This is a genomic window from Bradyrhizobium sp. CCGUVB4N (assembly GCF_024199945.1).
In the GTDB taxonomy this organism is placed as follows: Bacteria; Pseudomonadota; Alphaproteobacteria; order Rhizobiales; family Xanthobacteraceae; genus Bradyrhizobium.
Window position 1 is genome coordinate 4,400,864 of sequence record NZ_JANADP010000001.1, and the last position, 17,508, is coordinate 4,418,371.

At 64.1% G+C, this 17,508-nt stretch carries 19 protein-coding genes; 4 read left to right on the forward strand and 15 right to left on the reverse strand.

The genetic code is table 11. The annotated features are described in order from the left end of the window. Positions 1–221: 221 nt before the first annotated feature. From NLM31_RS19915 to lptF, 14 genes are all read right to left on the reverse strand, one after another. Positions 222–455, reverse strand: coding sequence for a hypothetical protein (locus NLM31_RS19915; protein WP_254130989.1), 234 nt, complete (start codon positions 453–455; stop codon positions 222–224). A gap of 34 nt (positions 456–489) precedes the next feature. Continuing rightward, on the reverse strand, positions 490–666 hold the full coding sequence (locus NLM31_RS19920) for a hypothetical protein (protein WP_254130990.1): 177 nt from the start codon (positions 664–666) through the stop codon (positions 490–492). Between the two features lie 118 nt (positions 667–784). After that, positions 785–1,201 (reverse strand): phosphonate metabolism protein PhnM, encoded by a 417-nt coding sequence (locus tag NLM31_RS19925; protein ID WP_254130991.1) that lies wholly within the window; start codon positions 1,199–1,201, stop codon positions 785–787. A 195-nt stretch (positions 1,202–1,396) separates the two neighbouring features. Next, positions 1,397–1,612, reverse strand: a complete 216-nt coding sequence (locus NLM31_RS19930) for a DUF6894 family protein (RefSeq protein WP_254130992.1) — start codon at positions 1,610–1,612, stop codon at positions 1,397–1,399. A 57-nt stretch (positions 1,613–1,669) separates the two neighbouring features. Further along, on the reverse strand, positions 1,670–2,374 hold the full coding sequence (locus NLM31_RS19935) for a Crp/Fnr family transcriptional regulator (RefSeq protein ID WP_254130993.1): 705 nt from the start codon (positions 2,372–2,374) through the stop codon (positions 1,670–1,672). A 278-nt stretch (positions 2,375–2,652) separates the two neighbouring features. After that, positions 2,653–2,880, reverse strand: coding sequence for a hypothetical protein (locus tag NLM31_RS19940; protein ID WP_254135390.1), 228 nt, complete (start codon positions 2,878–2,880; stop codon positions 2,653–2,655). Between the two features lie 75 nt (positions 2,881–2,955). Next, a complete protein-coding gene (locus NLM31_RS19945) occupies positions 2,956–3,117 on the reverse strand; it encodes a Flp family type IVb pilin (RefSeq protein ID WP_045000328.1) in 162 nt (53 codons plus the stop codon). Between the two features lie 149 nt (positions 3,118–3,266). Then, a complete protein-coding gene (locus NLM31_RS19950) occupies positions 3,267–4,325 on the reverse strand; it encodes an alcohol dehydrogenase (RefSeq protein WP_254193352.1) in 1,059 nt (352 codons plus the stop codon). 25 nt (positions 4,326–4,350) lie between these two features. Then, positions 4,351–5,205 (reverse strand): 16S rRNA (adenine(1518)-N(6)/adenine(1519)-N(6))-dimethyltransferase RsmA, encoded by an 855-nt coding sequence (rsmA, locus tag NLM31_RS19955; protein WP_254193353.1) that lies wholly within the window; start codon positions 5,203–5,205, stop codon positions 4,351–4,353. After that, the gene (gene pdxA / locus NLM31_RS19960; protein ID WP_254193354.1) at positions 5,205–6,215 is read right to left on the reverse strand and encodes a 4-hydroxythreonine-4-phosphate dehydrogenase PdxA; all 1,011 of its coding nucleotides are present in this window, start codon (positions 6,213–6,215) and stop codon (positions 5,205–5,207) included. The genes rsmA and pdxA overlap by 1 nt, the downstream gene beginning before the upstream one ends. Continuing rightward, entirely contained in the window at positions 6,215–7,159 is a 945-nt protein-coding gene (locus NLM31_RS19965) for a SurA N-terminal domain-containing protein (RefSeq protein WP_254193355.1), read from the reverse strand. The genes pdxA and NLM31_RS19965 overlap by 1 nt, the downstream gene beginning before the upstream one ends. A 69-nt stretch (positions 7,160–7,228) precedes the next feature. Next, positions 7,229–9,715: an LPS-assembly protein LptD gene (locus tag NLM31_RS19970; protein WP_254130998.1), complete on the reverse strand. Its 2,487-nt coding sequence runs from the start codon at positions 9,713–9,715 to the stop codon at positions 7,229–7,231. Continuing rightward, positions 9,715–10,812 (reverse strand): LPS export ABC transporter permease LptG, encoded by a 1,098-nt coding sequence (gene lptG, locus NLM31_RS19975; protein WP_254193356.1) that lies wholly within the window; start codon positions 10,810–10,812, stop codon positions 9,715–9,717. The genes NLM31_RS19970 and lptG overlap by 1 nt, the downstream gene beginning before the upstream one ends. After that, entirely contained in the window at positions 10,809–11,978 is a 1,170-nt protein-coding gene (lptF, locus tag NLM31_RS19980; RefSeq protein WP_254131000.1) for an LPS export ABC transporter permease LptF, read from the reverse strand. Before lptF ends, lptG begins: the two co-directional genes overlap by 4 nt. Positions 11,979–12,319: 341 nt before the next feature. Between lptF and NLM31_RS19985 the strand changes: the two genes are divergently transcribed. The 3 genes from NLM31_RS19985 to NLM31_RS19995 all read left to right on the forward strand — a co-directional run bounded on the left by NLM31_RS19985 (position 12,320) and on the right by NLM31_RS19995 (position 14,945). Then, positions 12,320–13,819: a leucyl aminopeptidase gene (locus NLM31_RS19985; RefSeq protein ID WP_254193357.1), complete on the forward strand. Its 1,500-nt coding sequence runs from the start codon at positions 12,320–12,322 to the stop codon at positions 13,817–13,819. 6 nt (positions 13,820–13,825) lie between these two features. Beyond that, positions 13,826–14,278: a DNA polymerase III subunit chi gene (locus NLM31_RS19990; protein ID WP_254193358.1), complete on the forward strand. Its 453-nt coding sequence runs from the start codon at positions 13,826–13,828 to the stop codon at positions 14,276–14,278. A gap of 166 nt (positions 14,279–14,444) precedes the next feature. After that, entirely contained in the window at positions 14,445–14,945 is a 501-nt protein-coding gene (locus tag NLM31_RS19995) for a hypothetical protein (protein ID WP_254196234.1), read from the forward strand. Positions 14,946–15,019: 74 nt separating this feature from the next. On the opposite strand, the gene NLM31_RS20000 is transcribed toward NLM31_RS19995, so the two are convergent. After that, the gene (locus tag NLM31_RS20000) at positions 15,020–15,808 is read right to left on the reverse strand and encodes a class I SAM-dependent methyltransferase (protein WP_254193359.1); all 789 of its coding nucleotides are present in this window, start codon (positions 15,806–15,808) and stop codon (positions 15,020–15,022) included. 479 nt (positions 15,809–16,287) lie between these two features. Here NLM31_RS20000 and NLM31_RS20005 point away from each other — a divergent pair, with 479 nt between their 5' ends. Then, positions 16,288–17,451 carry a YncE family protein gene (locus NLM31_RS20005; protein ID WP_254193360.1) on the forward strand — a complete coding sequence of 388 codons (1,164 nt, stop codon included), beginning with the start codon at positions 16,288–16,290 and terminating at the stop codon, positions 17,449–17,451. Positions 17,452–17,508: the final 57 nt, after the last annotated feature.

Genomic DNA, 17,508 nt, shown 5'->3' on the forward strand with positions numbered 1-17,508 from the left:
AGGCGCGTGTTTGCGTCAACGCGATTGGTTGCGATGACGTCAAACTGACGAAGAGCAGCACCTTGCGAAAACTCGTGACCCGCAATCTGTCGCGAGAGGCTAGTCGCTGGAGCGAGGGGAGATTAGCTCAAGGCTGCGGGGATAACATGTGCACTTTGTGCCAATGGCTGCAGCCGTGAAAGCAAGTACCTCTTGCCTTGAGATGATCTCGAGGCGGGAGCCTATTTCCACACCCGCGCCAACATCAGCGCGAGACATCCCAACGCTGCGCTGATGAGACACACCATCGCGTAGGATTGCGCGAACAGACCGGACTCGATGAAGACGCGGCACGCCAAGGCGAGGCAAATGGCTGCGAGCAGCAGGCAGGCGGAGCCCGCCGCGATCGACAGATATCGTATCGCGGTCGCGACTGGCCTTGCGGATGATCTTGCGGGTGATGCGGGATCGTTCATGGGGAATAACAGCAACGCCTCCGGCGCGGCAGCATCAGTTGCGTGCGCAGCAATCGACCACCGTGCGCCAGATGCGCTGGATCTCGACTGACCTCTGGAGTTCGATCACGTGGTTCTCGCTCGCGTGGCGGGATGTCGGGACGGGGTGAAGTTCGCGCGGTGCGATCCAACGCTCCGAGATCGGATCGTACCATTTGCCGAGATTGACCAAGCTCGTGTCTCCTGTCGTCGCTTCTCCCCCTGTGGTTTCCTGTTCGCCAACGCGCTGGACGCGCCGCGTGTTCCAAAATCCAGGTCTGAAGTGATAGGGAACGATGCCGCGAGGAGCGTCAGTGCTTCGAACTGTCTTGCTCGGGAGAAGACGATCCGCCGGTCGAACTCTGGCCTTCTCGCGCCCGGAGCTCTTTCGGGGTCGTCTCGAGGGATCGCTCGTCGCTCGCCGGTTCGGCGTACTGCCGCTGCTTGCGGTATTTGCCGATCATCCGCTTGATGTCGTCGACGGCCTCCAGCAGAGGCGGCGTCAGCGAGAACAGCGCACCCATCGCAACGGCGATGATGGTGTGCCGCAGCGAGACCTTTTCGTCCTCATCGTAAACGTAGGCATTTTGGCCGATCGGGACGGGCGCGAGCCCGCTCGACGCGCGAGGCTCACTCGATTTCCGTGGCTTGCGCGGCGGGACCATGATCACGACGAACAGGACGTTGATCAGGATCCAGATGCCCAGAATGATAAGAAAGGTCCGCATTCCACTCAAAACCAAAGGTGATGCAATGTGCTGCCGGCTTATGCGGGTATTGAACGGCTGTTCGCATCCTAATGCAAGTTGTGCTTTGGTGTGACGCAAGTTTCGGGGTGTAGCCGGCTATCGAAATTCGGCAAGTCGGGCCGGGTCCACCCCCGGAACCGGGGCGGCGGCGGACGTTAACGTTCTGCCGACGCGTTAACGAAACCGCCGGGTCACCATCGCCAGCACGAACACCGGCTCGGTGCCGTCGAACACGCTGAGCGTCCAGCTGTCGCCGGGACGCAGCGCATGCTCGACGTCGCGGGAGAGGCGGACGGCTTCGCGCCAGGCGGCCTCGTCGTCGGTGAGCGCCTCGCCTGTGGTGTCGATGTGAGGTTGCTGGCCTTCGAAATGGAAAAAGTACCGCGGCATGTCCCGGCAATGCGGGCCAGTCGAATATGTTCCGACGCGCGCGGATTGGCCGCTCCGTCAGGAGTGACCCAGCACTTCGCGGAAATGCTTCTTCACCGTGACGTTGCAGGCGCAGGCGCTCGCCTGCAGCGCCGGTCCGTCGAGGATCAGGATGGCGCCGCGGCGCGTTGCGAGGATGCGCCTTGCCTTCAGCATCTGGATGACGCGGCTGGCATAGCTGCGGGAGACCCCGAGCATACCGGCGAGCTGCTCGTGGGTGAGGGGAATCTCGTCGCCGCCGAGGTGCTCCTGCGCCGCGAGGATCCATTTCGCGGCGCGCTGCTCGATCGAATGCGCGGCGTTGCAGGCCGCGGTCTGCAGCAGCTGCGCAAGCTGGCAGGCGGCGTAGCGCGCGAACAGATCGTGCAGGCTCGCCGATCTCTGCTGCGCCTGTTCGAACGCGCGCAGCGGCAGGCGGAGCACCGAGCCGCCCACCTTCACGACGATGCGGGCATAGGCCAGCGACGGGCCGCGTCCGGCGGGGAGACCGACCGCACCCTCGCGTCCGACCAGCAGGCTTTCGACCTCGCGATCGTCCTCGACCGGTACCGCGAACGACACGAACGTGGGGCCGCACGGGAAGTGGACGGCGCCGATGCTGTCGCCGGCATGATGCAGGATGTGGTTCGAAGCCAGCTCGACCGATTGCAAATGAGGAGCAAGCAGCTCGAAATCGTGGGCATTGAGCTTCTGGAGGAGCTCGTTCTTGGGCCGGCCGGTCACACTGATTCTCTTGCCTGCCGGGAATCGGCACCGGGGAGAACCCTACGTTTCCCGGCAGAAACCGACGGTTCCAAAGTGCACACAAGGGGTTACGGGAAATCGAAAAAATGGCGCCGAACGCGGAAGAGCGTCCTGCGTTGCACGGGCGCCACGCCTCGAACTTTGTTCTTGGCCGGAGAACTACGGAATTTCGAAATGGAGCGGACGCTCTGTTCAGGAGTGAACACAAGGTACCGCCGCCGGGCCGGCGGGGCCAAGGGCATCACGTGCCGTTGCCGTCAGCCCAAGCGGGCCGCGCGCGCAGCCGACAGGCGGTTCTGATGCCTGTAGGTGTCGATCGCCCTGTTGGCGAGCATCAGCGGCCGGCGCTCGCCGGTTTTCAGCTGTGCTTCAATCGCATCGAGAATGATGTTGGCGGAATTGTCGGGCGGGCCGAGCTCGCCGCTCTTCTCGAGGAAGCTCCAGGCGATGAAGAATGCGCTCTCGACGGTGCAGCGGATGGTCATGCGCTGCCAACGCGGTGCGGCCGCAGCCGTTCCGAGCGTCGGGCTTCGTACCAAGGCCTATTCTAAAGGTGCGCGCTACTTCAGCGACGAGCTGATCGAACCGAACTTCAGCTTCAGCGTCGAGCCGAGATTGTTGACCACCGCGATGATGGCCAGCGCGATGCCGGCGGCAATCAGACCGTACTCGATCGCAGTCGCGCCGGATTCGTCGGCCAGGAAACGGCGAATGGTCTGCATGCTCACACCAGAATTCCGAAATGGGATGGTGAGGATTATAGTCGTCAGCGTGCAGGTTCCCCTATTTGGAACCGGGCCTTTCGTGAATTCCGGGTTAATCGCGCAAACGAAAGCGGCGGCGAGACGCCTGTCCCGCCGCCGATCGAAACTCAGTTCTTCAGCACGATGCGGCCGACCACGTGGCCTGCGCGCAGCTCGTCGATCCACTTCTGGACATCGCCCATCGGCTCTTCGCGCATCGGCGTCTGCTTGATCTTGCCGGCGCGGGCAAGCGCCATCAGCTCATGCGCCTCCGCGAGCGTGCCGACCATGAAACCTTCGACGGTGAGGCGTTTGTAGACCCATTGCACCATCGGCAGCGTGAACTGGCCGCCCATCAGGCCGGACACCACGACCTTGCCGCCGCGCGCGGCAACCGCGACCGCGAACGCCATCGACTTCTCGTTGCCGGCGAAATCGACGACCTCGTCGAAACCGCCGTCGGTCTCCTTCAGGATGCGCTTGATCACGTCGGGCTCGGACGGATCGTAGGCATTGGCCGCGCCGTTCTTCAGCGCGGTCTCGCGCGCGGCCGGCGAGAGATCGGCGACCGTGATCGGCTGCTTGAACATCGCTTGCGCGAACGACAGGCCCATCATGCCGACGCCGCCGAGACCGATCAGCAGCAGATTGCGCTGACGCGGACGGTCGACCAGGCGCTTGAGCGCGCCGTATGCGGTGACGCCGGAGCACATCAGGGTGGCGGCCTGGTTGACGGGCAGGGGATCGTAGTCGAGCAGATATTTTGCGTCGGGCACCAGCACGTGGGTGGCGAACCCGCCGTCGATGGAGACGCCGAGGAAGCGCTGCTTGGCGCAGAGGTTCTCGTCGCCGTTCTTGCAGTCGCGGCACTGGCCGCAGCCGATCCAGGGAAACACCGCCTTCTTGGCTCCGACGAGACCCGCCGGCACGTCGGGGCCGACTTCGTCGACGACGCCGGCGATCTCGTGGCCGAGCGTGAAGGGCAGCGTCATGCCGCGCGTGGTGTCGAGCTTCTTGCCGCCGCCGAGATCGGCATAGCCGTCCTGGATGTGCAGATCGGAATGGCAGAGGCCGCAGCGTTCGATGCGCACCAGCACTTCGGCGCCTTGCGGCTTGGGCGTATCGACGATGGTCTCGCACAGGGGCGCATCGAACTTGACCAGCGACTGCCGACGCATCAACGCCATTTTCTTTCCTCCGGAATTTCCATTCTCACGTTTCGGCTCGTATATCGGCCAATTCACGCGCCATGGCAACAAAGCCGGAGATGGGAATGGTCTCGGCACGCCGCGTCGCATCGACGCCGGCGGCTGCCGCAAGTCGCGCGGGATCGACACCGAGCGATTTCAGGCTTTGGCGCAGCATTTTCCGGCGCTGGCCGAACGCCGCGGCCGCGACCTGTTCGAGCATCCTGCGATCGCAGGGCAGAGGCTCCGCGCGCGGCACCAGGCGCACGACGGAGGACGTGACCTTCGGCGGCGGCACGAAGGCGGACGGCGAAATGTCGAACAGGATTTTGGTCTCGCAGCGCCAGTTGGCGAGCACGCCGAGGCGGCCATACGCCTCCTCGTCCTCGCGCGCGACGATGCGCTCGCCGACCTCGCGCTGAAACATCAGCACCATCATGTCGAACCAGGGCGGCCAGGGCTCGGTGGTGAGCCAGTTGATCAGGAGCTGGGTCGCGATGTTGTAGGGCAGATTGGCGACGATCTTCGCGCGCTCGCCTGCCAGCAGCGGGCGCGGATCGAACGTCATGGCATCGCCATGCACGATCTCGAGCCGGCCGGGATAGCGCGCGGAAATATCGTTCAGCGCCGGGATCGCGCGCTCGTCGTGCTCGATCGCGATGACGCGTCTGGCGCCGAGCGCGAGCAACGCACGTGTCAGTCCGCCCGGGCCCGGGCCGATCTCGACGATGGTGCTGTCGTCCAGCGGCGCTGCTGCGCGCGCGATGCGCGCGGTGAGATTGAGGTCGAGCAGAAAGTTCTGGCCCAGCGACTTGCGGGCGGACAGCGCGTGCTGGCGAATGACCTCGCGAAGCGGCGGGAGGTCGTCGATCGCGCTCATCAGCTGTTTGCAGCCGCCATGCGGCTGGCAAGCTTGAGCGCGGCGATCAGGCTGGCCGGATTGGCCTTGCCGGTGCCGGCGATGTCGAAGGCGGTGCCGTGATCGGGCGAGGTGCGGATGAAGGGCAGGCCAAGCGTGACATTGACGGCGTCGTCGAACGCCACCGTCTTGATCGGGATCAGCGCCTGGTCGTGATACATGCAGACCGCGCAGTCATAGGTGTTGCGCGCGGCCTCGTGGAACATGGTGTCGGCGGGGAGCGGTCCCCTGGCGTCGACGCCGTCATTGCGCAGGAGCTTGAGCGCCGGTGCAATCACGGTCTGCTCTTCATGGCCGAGCGAGCCGTCCTCGCCGGCATGCGGGTTGAGGCCGGAGACCGCGATGCGGGGACGGGCGATGCCGAAGCGGGATTTCAGCTCGGTCGCAACGATGCGCACGGTCGAGACGATGAGCTCGCTGGTAAGCTGGGCGAGCGCGTCCCGCACGGACACGTGGATCGTCACCGGCACCACGGCGAGCCGCGGCGACCACAGCATCATCACCGGCTGCGGCACGCGGCCATCGAGGCTCGCAAGCTCGGCGAGGAATTCGGTGTGGCCGGGATGACGGAAGCCCGCGCGGTAAAGCACGCTCTTGGCGATCGGGTTGGTGACGACGGCGCTGGCGCGACCGGCGCGGACGTCGTCGATCGCCTGGCGGATCGAGGCAAGCGCTGCCGGTGCGCTCGATGCGTCGGGCTTGCCGGGCGCAGCGGTCGCTCGCTCGCCGGTCGCGACCACGGGCAGGGCGTCCGCAAAGGCAGTCTCGGCTTCGCCCGGCTTCACCGCGGCGATCCTGATATCGGCGTCGAGTGCCTTGGCGCGCTGCGCGATCAGCGCCTCGTCGCCGAGCAAATAGAAGGCGGGAAGGTCGAGCTCGCGGCGCCTGAGCCAGGCCGCGATGGTGATGTCGGGGCCGATGCCGGCGGGCTCTCCGAGCGTCAGTGCAAGGGGCTTTGCGGGAGCGGCCATCAGCGGTTGCGATATTCGATCATCGCCGCCTTGCGGAGCTCGTCGAGATAGGCCCTCTGGGTCTTCTCGTACTTTTCAATATACATCTTCTCGCGGATCTCGCGCTTCTTCGGCGTATCGATCGTGGTCGGCTTGCGCGCGCAAAGCACGACCATCTCGATGCCGGCCTTGGTCACTTCAGGGGCCGTGAGGTGACCGATCGCGGTGTCGTCGAGAACCTTGCGCAGTGCCTCCGGCAGGTCAGCCGTGGTCTTGGTGACGGTGTCGCGGATGGTGGCGTTCGGCGTCGAACGGAACAGCGAATTGGCTTCCTCGCAGCTTCCGACACGCGAGCGATACTGCTCGGCTTCCTTCATCCGCGTCTCCTGGAAAGCGGCGGACGAGCCGCGCGGCACGATCAGCACGATCGGCTGCATCTTGTATTCGGTGCCCTCGATCTGCAGCTTCTCGTCGCCGCCTTCGCGCACCTTGTCGGCGACGTCCTTCTCGCCGACGATCAGCTTCTCCTTGAAGCGGCCGCGCACGAGACTGGTCCAGACCATCTCGGCCTTCATGCGGTTCTTGAGCGCTTCGGGGCGCACGCCCTTGGTCTCGAGCGATTTGCTGAGCTGATCGATCGAGATGCGCATGCGCTGCGCCATGCCCTCGTAGGATCCGTTGACGTCGGATGCGGTGGGGTCGACGCCGTATTTCTTGCCTTCCTTCAGCTTGATCTTGTCGTCGATCAACGTGTTGATGATGTCCTGCCGGTTCTGCGGCTTCTGCGTCGTCAGCGTCTCGAGCTTGGTGCGCTGCTCGATGTCGAAATCGGTGATGGGATCGCCGTTGACCATGACGACGATGTTCTGCGCATGCGCAGGTGCACCGGCGAGAACCAGTGCGGAGGCCAGCACAGCGCCCAGCACGAAGAGGGGGAGACGGAAGACAGGCAATCGGGTGGTCATATTTGTCGCTCGCATGTCAGCCGCAATGATCCCGCGAGAGGGAACAAGCGGCCGGCAATTCAAACGGGTTCACTGGTAGCCGGCGGATGAGCTGGACCCGGTCGAGGTCGCCAGCGTGCGCAGGCCGATCTGGAACATGAACGCGTGGCTCAGCACGGGCGGCGTGGTGCCCGCGGAATAGCTATACGAAGTTACATAGTTCGCCGCCAGCACGAAGCAATCGTCGACATAGCCGGCGCCGAGCACATATTGGTTGATCTTGTTGGCCTCGAGGTCCCAGCGCGCCGAGCCCGTCACCACCCAATTGGTCGCGACCTTGATCGAGCCGGTCGTCAGGATGCCCTCGCGGCGGGTCAGGTAGCCGAGTTCCGGCTGCGGCGCGTAATTGCCGTACATCACGCTGACCGACCAGCGATTGAAGTTGGCGCGGCCTTCCGCCTCGAAGCGCTGGATGTTCCAGGTCTGCTCGTCCATGCGGGAGCGGACGCTGAACGTATAGGTGCTGTTCGGTGAGTAGGCGGCGCTCGCCACGTAATCCGAACGCGGCTTGTCGAGGCCGGAATTGATGCCGGTGTTGATGGAGTCCTGCACCGCGAAGGAGTTCATGCCGAACAGCTGGTAGGACTGGCCGAACAGCACCTTGACGGCGCCGCCCTTGTCGAACTGTGTGGTCGCCTGCACGCCGACATTGGCGCGGCCGCCGCCTTCGACGCGGTCGTAGCCGGAGAACTTGTCGACGCTGAACAGGTTCGAGGCGTCGAACACCATGCTCTGCGCATCCTCGTTCGGGAGCTTGCCGGCGTAGGTCTCGTTCGGGCGGATGATGATCTGCGCGATCGGCTCGATGGTGGTCGAGCCCCAGGGCTGAACGTTGATGAAGGGATAGCGATATTCGAGGCCGACGGTCGGCATCAGGCGGAACGCCTGGGTGTTGCCGACGGGCAGGTAGTTCGACACGCCCGGCTGGTTGGAGACGTCGGAATTGATCGCGTCGGCGCGCAGGATCGCGAACGGCGTCCAGATCTCGCCGAACGGATCGGTGAAGGACTTGCGCCACTGCGCCTCCGCCGTCAGGCGGGTGTAGGTGCCGGGGAAGCCGCGCAGCAGGCACTGCGACGGTGTGCGCGCGAGCGGATCGGCCGAGGTCGTCGTGCACAGGCCGTTGGTGTTGGCCGTCGTCGTGATCGGATCGAACGCCGCGTCGTTACGCGTCAGATTGACGAAGTTGGTCTTGTAGGAGACCTCGCCGCCGAAGATCGGATAGTTGAGCACGTTCGAGTAGTCGATCACGGGATAGACGACCGGGACCTGCTGCTGGTTACCCGAGAAGCTCGTCCAGTACATCGTGCGCGCGTCGAAGAAGCTGCGGTTGCCGACGCCGGTCAGATAGAGCTGCGACAGCGCATCCGTCGGCAGGTTCAGGAACGAACCGAGCGGATCGCGATAGGCCGACAGGCGGTAGTCCGACATGAAATAGTAGTCGGAGAGCAGGACGCCGTCCCAGCCCCAGACCCATTTGTCGTTCAGCGCGAACTGGCCCTTGGTCTCGATGCCGCCGCGGAACTGACGATCGCCCGGCTGGCCGGCGAAATTGCCGGGGTTGAGCTGGTCGATGCCGTAGACGCGAACCTGGTAGGCACCGTCCAGCAGGCGCTGGCGGAACTCGGCCTGGAACAGCACGCCCTGCTTGGAGGTGATGCGCGGGCTGAAGGTCGCGTCCATGTCGGGCGCGATCGCCCAGTAGAACGGGACTTCGACGCCGTAGCCGAACGCCGTGTAGGAGGTGAAGCCCGGCATCAGGAAGCCGGTCTTGCGCTTCACGGTCGGATCGGGCGTCGAGAAATAGGGCATGTAGGCGAGCGGCACGCCGAAGAACTCGAGCTGCGCCGTCTCGAAATACAGCATCTTCTCCTGCTGGTCGTGGATGATGCGGGCACCCTTGACCTGCCAGAGCGGGGGCTTCTTCGGATCGTCCTTACACGGCGCGCAGGCCGTGTAGACGCCGTTCTCGAACACCGTGTAGTTGCCGCTGGAGCGGTCGGCGCGGGTCGCGGCCATGCGGGTCTGGTCGGCGGTGTCCACGCGCAGCGAATCGACGAAACCGTCGCGGTAGTCGTCGGAGAGATCCAGGATCTCGGCATAGGTGATCTTGCCGTCGGCATCCGTCATGCGGATGTTGCCTTCGGCATGGAGCCGCTTGGTCTTCTGGTCGTAGATGACCCGGTCGGCCTCGACGCTGGTGCCGTTGTAGAACAGCTGGACGTTGCCGACCGCCGAGACGCGCGAATTGTTGTAGTCGTAATCGACCTCGGTCGCCTGCACGAGCATCTGCCCGTCATTGGCGGCCTTCGGCGGCTTCGGACGCGGCGGCAGCGGATTGTAGGTGTAGCTCTGGGCGGCAGCCGGCGTCACCGCGGCAAGATCGATCATGCCGGCGAACGATGCGGTCGCGATCAGGGCGAGGACGAGCCTGCGGACAGCCAAGCCGTATCCGTTCGCGCGCACGGGGGTGCGCAACGTCGAATCAGACACAAGTCCTCTGCGGACGGCAGTCACTAACCGTCCTCCTGGTACAACAAGGCCAAAAAGCCGGTGAGGCCGCCCACCACTACGGGCAACCACGCCGCAGCGATCGGATGCATCAACTCAGCCTTGCTCAAGTCTTCAGTCACTTTCGACAAAACGTAGAGCAGAAAGCCTGCGCCCACGCCACTCAAAACCATCTTCTGTACGCCGCCCATCCGGAAGAAGCGCAGCGACACGGAAGCCGCGAGCATCACCATGGCGGCGAGCAAAAACGGCTGTGCCAGCAGCTTGTGATACTGGAGTCGATATCCGGCTGTCGCGAACCCCGAGCTCTCCGATGAGCGGATGTAGCTCGGTAGTTGCCAAAAAGACACAGTCTCGGGTGTGGAAAAGCTGTTGCGGACCTGTGCTTCGGTCAACGTCGTCGGAATCTCCAGGCTGGCCTGGTCGACCGGCGGAGAATCGAGCGAGAAGCGGCGCACGCCCTTGAACAGCCAATGGCCGGCCTCGAGCGTCGCCTCGCGCGCCTCGATGCGCTCCTTGAAGTGCTGCTCTGTGTCAAACCGGAACAGTGTGAGCCCGGTCAGCCGGACGCCCTGCTGCTCGCTGCGCGCGGCGTTGATGATGGTCTGGCCGTCGCTGGTCACCTGGTTGAGCCAGAAGCCCGAGGCGTCCTGAATGCCGCCGCCGGGCGCCGAGCCGAACAGCTCGGCTTCCATGCGCTTGGACAGCTCGCGTAGGTTCGCCGACATCGGATTGTAGGCGACGGTGGCGATCACGCCGATCAGAAGCGCGCTGCCGAGCGCGGGCGAGATGAACTGCCAGGCCGAGATGCCGGCGGCGCGCGCCACCACGAGCTCGAGCCGGCGGGAGAGGGCGAGATAGCAGGTCATGGCGCCGATCAGCATGCAGAACGGCGTCAGCTTCTCCAGCAATTGCGGCACCCGGAACAACGAGGTCTCGGCCACCATGATCGCCGACGCCGACGCAAGCCCCGAGGTCTTGCGCACCATCTCGATGTAGTCGACCAGCACCAGCAGCAGGAAGATGCTCGCGAACACGCCGAGTGCGGCGACCACGAAGCGGCCGGCGAAATAGCGCCCGAGCGTGTTGGTGAGCATGCTCATGCGGCGGCCGGCCGTCCGAACAGCCGCGCGATCCGCGCGTTCGATTTGTTGATGGCTTCCATCAGGCCCGGCGGCGGCTCGACCACGATGCCGCCGATGACCATCCACAGCCCGACGGCGATCGCCCCGAGCACCATCACGTACTGGGCCAGCACCGGGCCCGACGATTTCACGGCCATGACCGAGCAGGCGAAGCCGGCCATGCGCAGGCCGAACACGGCGAGGATCGAGGAGCCGATCGAGAAGTTGCGGCTCTGGCGGGTGGTGCGCGGCGCCCCCAGGAAGGCGAAGGTCAAGACGGCAAAGGCGAACGGATAGATCGGCGCCAGCAGGCTGTCATGCAGCGCCGAGCGGAACTGTCCGGGGATTTGCTTGTAGACCGGGTCGTCCTCGGACGGCGAGAACAGCTCCCACAGATAGCGCTCGCGGATGCCGAGGGTGACGTCGTGGCCCTGGTTGCCGAACTTCGACATGTCGAAGCCGTAGCGGCCGAAGGCCACCAGCGCAGGATCGCGCTTGCCCGCTTCGAAACGCTGCAGATTGCCGTCCTTGAGCACCAGGAACGATCCGTTCTCGTTCTTCACGACCTCGCCGTGCTCGGCCACGATCGAGACGCGCTCATTGGGATCGCGGCGGTCGTCGATGAAGATGCCGGCGAGGATGCCGCCGGGCAGCCGCTCGCGAATCCGGATCGTGAGGTTCTTGTCGAGCTGGGCGAAGCGACCGGGCTGCAGGATGTTGGTGAGCACGTCGGCGGTGATCTCGGCATCCCACTGCTTGATCCGCCGCATGCCGTCGGGCGCGAGATAGGCGGCGATGAAGGCGACCAGCAGCGCCACCACGCAGGTGGCGTAGAAGAACGGATAGAACAGCCGGAACGGCGAAAAGCCGGCGGCATTCATCACGATGATCTCGGAATCGGTCGCGAGCTTGTTCAGCGTGTGCGAGATCGCGATCATCAACGCGATCGGCGAGATGATCAGCACCAGCGCCGGGATCACGAGGCTGGTAATGCCGAGGAAGGTCATGATGGTCTGACCCTGGCTCGTCATCAGGTCGATGCCGCGCAACGCCTGCGTAATCCAGATCACGCCGGTGAGGCTGACCAGGACGAGCGCAAACGACGCCAGCGTCGTGCGGAAAATATACCTGTCGATTGACCCCATGCGCTACCGCACGAATCCCACCAAAGCCCCAACGCGCGCACCGGAATTCCTTCTGTCCAACCAATCCCCGCGAGGGGATCCCCAAGGTCGGACAGCCAGCTCTTCCGGAGCCTCACTTTCTCACTACCATCCCTTTGATCCGTCAACAAAATGGCTGACCCATGGCGCCCTCAATATATGGTTAATATTTCCCTCGTTGTGGCGTCCCGGCCACGGGCGGTGCTTGGCATCGACCGCGCTTCTCGCCCATAGTGGGGCGAGACGAGTGAATCGCCGTTCAGGTCTGGCCTTCCGTTGGACCCGCTGATCGGTAAAAGCCCCATGCTTTCGAGGAGTTACCCATGTCCGATGCCATCAAGGTCGGCTTCGTCCCGTTGGCCAGTGCCGCCCGTGGCATCTTGATCGTGTTCTGTGACGATGCCCTGAAGGTCGGCCCGGCGACGGCCAAGGCGCTCGGCGGGGCTGCCGAGATCGTGAAGCGGGCGGCGGCTGCCGCCTCATTCAAGGGCAAAACCGGCTCCGTCCTGGACATCCTGGCGCCCGAGGGTCTGAAGGTCGAGCGCCTGATCGTGATCGGGACCGGCAAGACATCGAGCCTCAAGGGCAACGACTTCCTCAAATTCGGCGGCATCGCCGCCGGCAAGCTCAAGGCGGGAACGACCGCCATGACCATCATGGCGGAACTGGCGACCGGCGCCATGACCGGCGAGCAGGCGGTCGCGATCGCGTCGGGCCTGCGGCTGCGCGCCTACAAGTTCGACCGCTACAAGACCAAAAAGAAGGACGGCGAGGAGGGCGCGCTCCGCGCTGACGTCTCGCTGGCGGTCGGCGATGCCGCCGCGGCGAAGAAGGCCTTTGCCTCGGCCGGTGCGGTCGTCGACGGCGTCATCATCGCGCGCGATCTCGTCAACGAGCCGCCGAACGTGCTCTTCCCCGAGGAGTTCGCGCGCCGTGCCGGTCAGCTGCGCAAGCTCGGAGTCAAGATCGAGGTGCTCGACGTCAAGGCGATGCAGAAGCTCGGCATGGGCGCGCTGCTCGGCGTCGGCCAGGGCTCGGCGCGTCCGAGCCGCACCGTGATCATGCGCTGGGACGGCGGCAAGAAGGGCGAGGCGCCGGTCGCCTTCGTCGGCAAGGGCGTCTGCTTCGACACCGGCGGCATCTCGATCAAGCCGGCCGGCAGCATGGAGGACATGAAGGGCGATATGGGTGGAGCGGCCTGCGTCGTCGGCCTGATGCATGCGCTCGCGGCGCGCAAAGCCAAGGTCAACGTGGTCGGCGCCATCGGCCTCGTCGAGAACATGCCCGACGGCAACGCGCAGCGGCCGGGCGACATCGTGACCTCGATGTCGGGCCAGACCATCGAGATCATCAACACCGACGCGGAGGGCCGTCTCGTGCTGGCCGACGTGCTCTGGTACGTGGCCAAGAAGGCCAAGCCAAAATTCATGGTCGACCTTGCGACCCTGACCGGCGCGATCGTGGTCGCGCTCGGCACCGATCATGCCGGCATGTTCTCCAACAATGACGAGCTCGCCGAGCGCCTGCTCGCCGCAGGCATCGAGAGCGGCGAGAAGGTCTGGCGCCTGCCGCTCGGCCCCGAATACGACAAGCTGATCGATTCCCAGTTCGCCGACATGAAGAACACCGGCGGCCGTCACGGCGGCTCGATCACCGCGGCGCAGTTCCTGCAGCGCTTCGTCGACGGCACGCCCTGGGCGCATCTCGACATCGCCGGCACCGCAATGGGCGCGCCCAAGACCGACATCAACCAGAGCTGGGGGTCGGGCTACGGCGTCCGGTTGCTCGATCGCCTGGTGGCGGATCATTACGAGCGCAAATAACGCGAGATGACTGAAGTCCTGTTCTACCATCTGCAAAACATGACGGTTGAGAACGTGTTGCCGCCGCTTCTCGAGAAATCGCTCGAGCGCGGCTGGCGCGTCGTGGTGCAGTCGACCTCGCCGGAGCGCGCCGATGCGCTCGACGCGCATCTGTGGACCTATCGCGACGATTCCTTCCTGCCGCACGCGACATGGCGGGTGAACGATGTGGCCGAGCAGCCGATCGTGCTGGCGATCGAGGCGGATAACCCGAACGGCGCCAATGTCCGGTTCCTCGTGGATAATGCCGCGCTGCCCCAGGACGCGGAGGCCTATGAGCGAATGGTGTTGCTGTTCAACGGCGACGATCCGGATGCGCTCGCGGCGGCCCGCAGCACCTGGACGGATTGCAAGACGCGCGGATTTGAGGTCACCTATTGGCAGGCGGACGAACGGGGCCGGTGGCAGCGTCGGAATTAGCGGCCCCGCGCAATTAATGATAATTTGGACTTTCTCGGGCAGACTGGCTTTGGCCACCTTCGTGCCGCAAAGTGATGTTGGTACAATCGCTTAGGGCCGCTCCTTGACGTGGGGAATTTAGTTTATCGTGCGACATCAAAAGCTTCCAAAGTCGCTCATAGTTGCGTTGGCCGCTGTCGCGCCGCTGCTGGCGGGCTGCTCGGGCGCAACCGACATGCTGGCGTCCGCCAAGGACGCCGAGTGGTTCAACAAGCCGAGCCGCCTGTTCATCAAGAACATCTCGATCGAATCGCCGCCCCTGACCCCCGACAAGCCGGTTGGCGCTGAAGATCTCGTCAGCGCCGATGGCGGATGCCCCGGCATGACACCGCCGCCCGGACCTGCCGACGCCAATGCGTCGACGACGGCGCCTGCGCCGATGGGCGGAACGGTCGCGCTCGGCCACACCGAATGCGACGTGGTGCGCGGTATCGGCGCGCCCTCGACCGTCAATCTCTCCAGCGATGCGGCCGGTCGTCGCGTCGCGACGGTGACCTGGACTACGGGTCCGCGCGCCGGCATCTACACGTTCACGTCAGGGCGCCTCTCCGCGATCGAGGGCTCGCCCGAACCGCAGGTCGTCCCGAAGGCGACCAAGCCGAAGGCGAAGAAGAAGGCGGCGACGTAACACGTCGTCGGTCTTTCGCACTGAAGTCGGCTGCGGCTGGCAACGCGATCAGCCGCGCATGGTCGTCCAGATGATCAAGCTGCCTTGCGTCCCTTGATCGCGGTGGCGAAGGCATGAACGGTGATCTCACCGGTCGCGCTCGCCGGCAGTCGCGCCTGCAATCGGCGTTGCAGTTCCGCGCTCTCTGTCTCCGACAGCCTTCCCAATACGCCGGCCGGGCTGCTGACGACCATCGATAGCCAGTAGTCATCGAAATTCGCAAACGTTCGTTCGACGACCAATTCGCGGGTTTCGACATCGCGCAGACCGAGCTCTGCCCAAAGCGCCTTCAGCGCTTCGAAACGTGATATGTCTGCACTCGGCGGGCGCATCGCCGGCTTGCCAAGTCCGTCCATTTCTTCCCACAGGGGCTGAGTGGGTGAGCCGCCGCGCACGATGTCCCAGGTGTAGGACGCAACCATCCCGCCCGGCTTGGTGACGCGGACCATTTCCGCGGCGCCCTTGCGGGCGTCGGGCACGAAGAACAGCGCCAGCGCCATCACCGCGACGTCGAAACGGTCGCGGACGTAGGGAAGCGCCATCGCATCGCCAATCGAAAACTCGACCAGCTTTGCCGATATCTTTTGGCGCGCAGTCGTGATTTGTCCGTCGGAGGGATCGATCGCGCAAACGGATGAGGGAGCAGACTTCGCAAGAAGGAGCTCAGTGAACGCGCCGTTGCCCGCACCGACATCCACCCAGGCCAGCCTGGAGCGTGGCGCCAGCCAGTCGAGGAACAGAGTCCCGGCCGATCGGCTCCACGGCGCCATGAAGCGCTCGTAAGCCGCACCGTCGGCGAATTTGATCGGTTCGGGTGACGACATCTCGGCCTCCCCAAAAAAATAACTTGTTTGAAATTGCATTCGGCCGAAGAGGCCGCTTCACGCACCGTAGCATGGAGCCGAACCACGCGCGATGCGCCGCCGCAAACTCTGCTAGCCCGGATATGTCCGATGGAAATGCATCCGGCATCTATCAAACGTTACGCTTGAACAGTTACACTCCCTGCATTCAAGGGGCGAGGTTGGGGCATGCGGCGGCGCGAATTCATTGCAGCATTGCGCTACGAGCTCGTCGTCAATTTGAAGACGGCCAAGGCGCCTGGCGCTGAGATGCGCCGGTGCTGCTCGCGCGCCGATCGCGTGATCTCGAATAGTCGGCTGCCTGATCGCACGGCCCACGCGGCTCGATGAATCGTCCCATTCGCGCGCGACGGCGCGGTTCTGGTTGCACGCCATGGAGGCCGCGAGGTAGGGTAGAAGAGGAGCTCGATCAAAACGAGCCGATGGGGAGAAAATGCATCATGGACTTACGCAATGTAATTTGCGCGACGTGCGTGGTTTGCTTTGCCGCAACTGGCTCGGCGATCGCCGGAACCAATGACATGCTGATCGGCCTTGACAGCAAGGTCACCTTTGGTGCCGACGGCCAAGTGAACGTCGCGCCGGCAACCGACGCTGTGCTGGTTGTCGACATTTCTGAGCCGGCCAAGCCCAGGATTCGCGCCAACCTGCCACTGACCAATTCGCTTTTGGGGCCACCGACCAATCTGCAGATCACGCCGGACGGCAAGCTCGGCCTTGTCGCGAATTCCGTGACTAACGTTCAGGACGGCAACGCCTGGAAAGCAGTCCCGGATAACAAATTGTACGTGATCGACCTCACCGCGGAGCCGCCGAAGTTGATCGATACGGTCACCGTCGGGCGACAGCCGTCCGGCCTGTCGATCTCGAAGAAGGGCGACCTCGCACTGATTGCCAATCGTGATGGCAAGAGTGTTTCTGTTGTCTCTATCCAGGGTTCGACGGTCAAGGCGATTGCCGAAGTGCCTGTAGAGCAGCAGGCCGCGGCGGTTGCTATCACACCGGACGGCAAGCGCGCCTTCGTTTGCCTGAATCTTGTGAACAAGATCGGTGTGCTGTCCATCGATGGCGACAAGGTCACCTACGACAAGTCGCTGGACATTCCGTCGGCAATCAACCCCTACAACATCGACATCACGCCGGATGGCAAATACGCCATCGCCTCAAATACCGGTGCAGGGAAGAACAACGTCGACGCAGAGGTGATCATCGAAGCGACAGGTCCGCATCCTCACGTGGTCGACGTCATGAGCCCCGGCATTGGACCAGAAGGCTTTGCCATCGCGCCAGATGGAAAGACAGCGGCGGCGCCGCTGCTGCTCGGCACCTCCGCCAAGGATAGCGACTGGTTCAAGACCAAGACCGGCGAGTTGGCTCTGATGTCGATCGGGGAGGGAGGCAAGCTGACGGTCATCTCTCGCGCGCCGCTTGGTGGCCTGCCGGAGGGCGTCGTCTATAGTCCGAGCAGCGATTATCTCTATGTGGGCAATTACATTGACCAGGATTTGCAGGTGTTCGCGCTCGCCGGAGGCAAGCTGACCGAAGTTGCGCCAAAGCTGAAATTGCCGGGGCAACCGGCCTCGATGCGCGGGCCTGTGCGGTAGTAGGGCGTTCTCCGGAATCGTCCGCGGACGCTAGCTCTTCTTGTCGAACTGTGCGGT

What these genes read in the sequence shown, in the direction of transcription:
- NLM31_RS19990 (WP_254193358.1), top strand. Translation starts at nt 13,826, where the DNA reads ATGACTGAAGTCCTGTTCTACCATCTGCAAAACATGACGGTTGAGAAC.
- NLM31_RS19965 (WP_254193355.1), bottom strand. Translation starts at nt 7,159, where the DNA reads ATGACCACCCGATTGCCTGTCTTCCGTCTCCCCCTCTTCGTGCTGGGC.
- lptF (WP_254131000.1), bottom strand. Translation starts at nt 11,978, where the DNA reads ATGGGGTCAATCGACAGGTATATTTTCCGCACGACGCTGGCGTCGTTT.
- pdxA (WP_254193354.1), bottom strand. Translation starts at nt 6,215, where the DNA reads ATGGCCGCTCCCGCAAAGCCCCTTGCACTGACGCTCGGAGAGCCCGCC.
- NLM31_RS19925 (WP_254130991.1), bottom strand. Translation starts at nt 1,201, where the DNA reads ATGCGGACCTTTCTTATCATTCTGGGCATCTGGATCCTGATCAACGTC.
- rsmA (WP_254193353.1), bottom strand. Translation starts at nt 5,205, where the DNA reads ATGAGCGCGATCGACGACCTCCCGCCGCTTCGCGAGGTCATTCGCCAG.
- NLM31_RS19915 (WP_254130989.1), bottom strand. Translation starts at nt 455, where the DNA reads ATGAACGATCCCGCATCACCCGCAAGATCATCCGCAAGGCCAGTCGCG.
- NLM31_RS20000 (WP_254193359.1), bottom strand. Translation starts at nt 15,808, where the DNA reads ATGTCGTCACCCGAACCGATCAAATTCGCCGACGGTGCGGCTTACGAG.
- lptG (WP_254193356.1), bottom strand. Translation starts at nt 10,812, where the DNA reads ATGAGCATGCTCACCAACACGCTCGGGCGCTATTTCGCCGGCCGCTTC.
- NLM31_RS19945 (WP_045000328.1), bottom strand. Translation starts at nt 3,117, where the DNA reads ATGCAGACCATTCGCCGTTTCCTGGCCGACGAATCCGGCGCGACTGCG.
- NLM31_RS20005 (WP_254193360.1), top strand. Translation starts at nt 16,288, where the DNA reads ATGGACTTACGCAATGTAATTTGCGCGACGTGCGTGGTTTGCTTTGCC.
- NLM31_RS19940 (WP_254135390.1), bottom strand. Translation starts at nt 2,880, where the DNA reads ATGACCATCCGCTGCACCGTCGAGAGCGCATTCTTCATCGCCTGGAGC.
- NLM31_RS19985 (WP_254193357.1), top strand. Translation starts at nt 12,320, where the DNA reads ATGTCCGATGCCATCAAGGTCGGCTTCGTCCCGTTGGCCAGTGCCGCC.
- NLM31_RS19930 (WP_254130992.1), bottom strand. Translation starts at nt 1,612, where the DNA reads ATGCCGCGGTACTTTTTCCATTTCGAAGGCCAGCAACCTCACATCGAC.
- NLM31_RS19950 (WP_254193352.1), bottom strand. Translation starts at nt 4,325, where the DNA reads ATGGCGTTGATGCGTCGGCAGTCGCTGGTCAAGTTCGATGCGCCCCTG.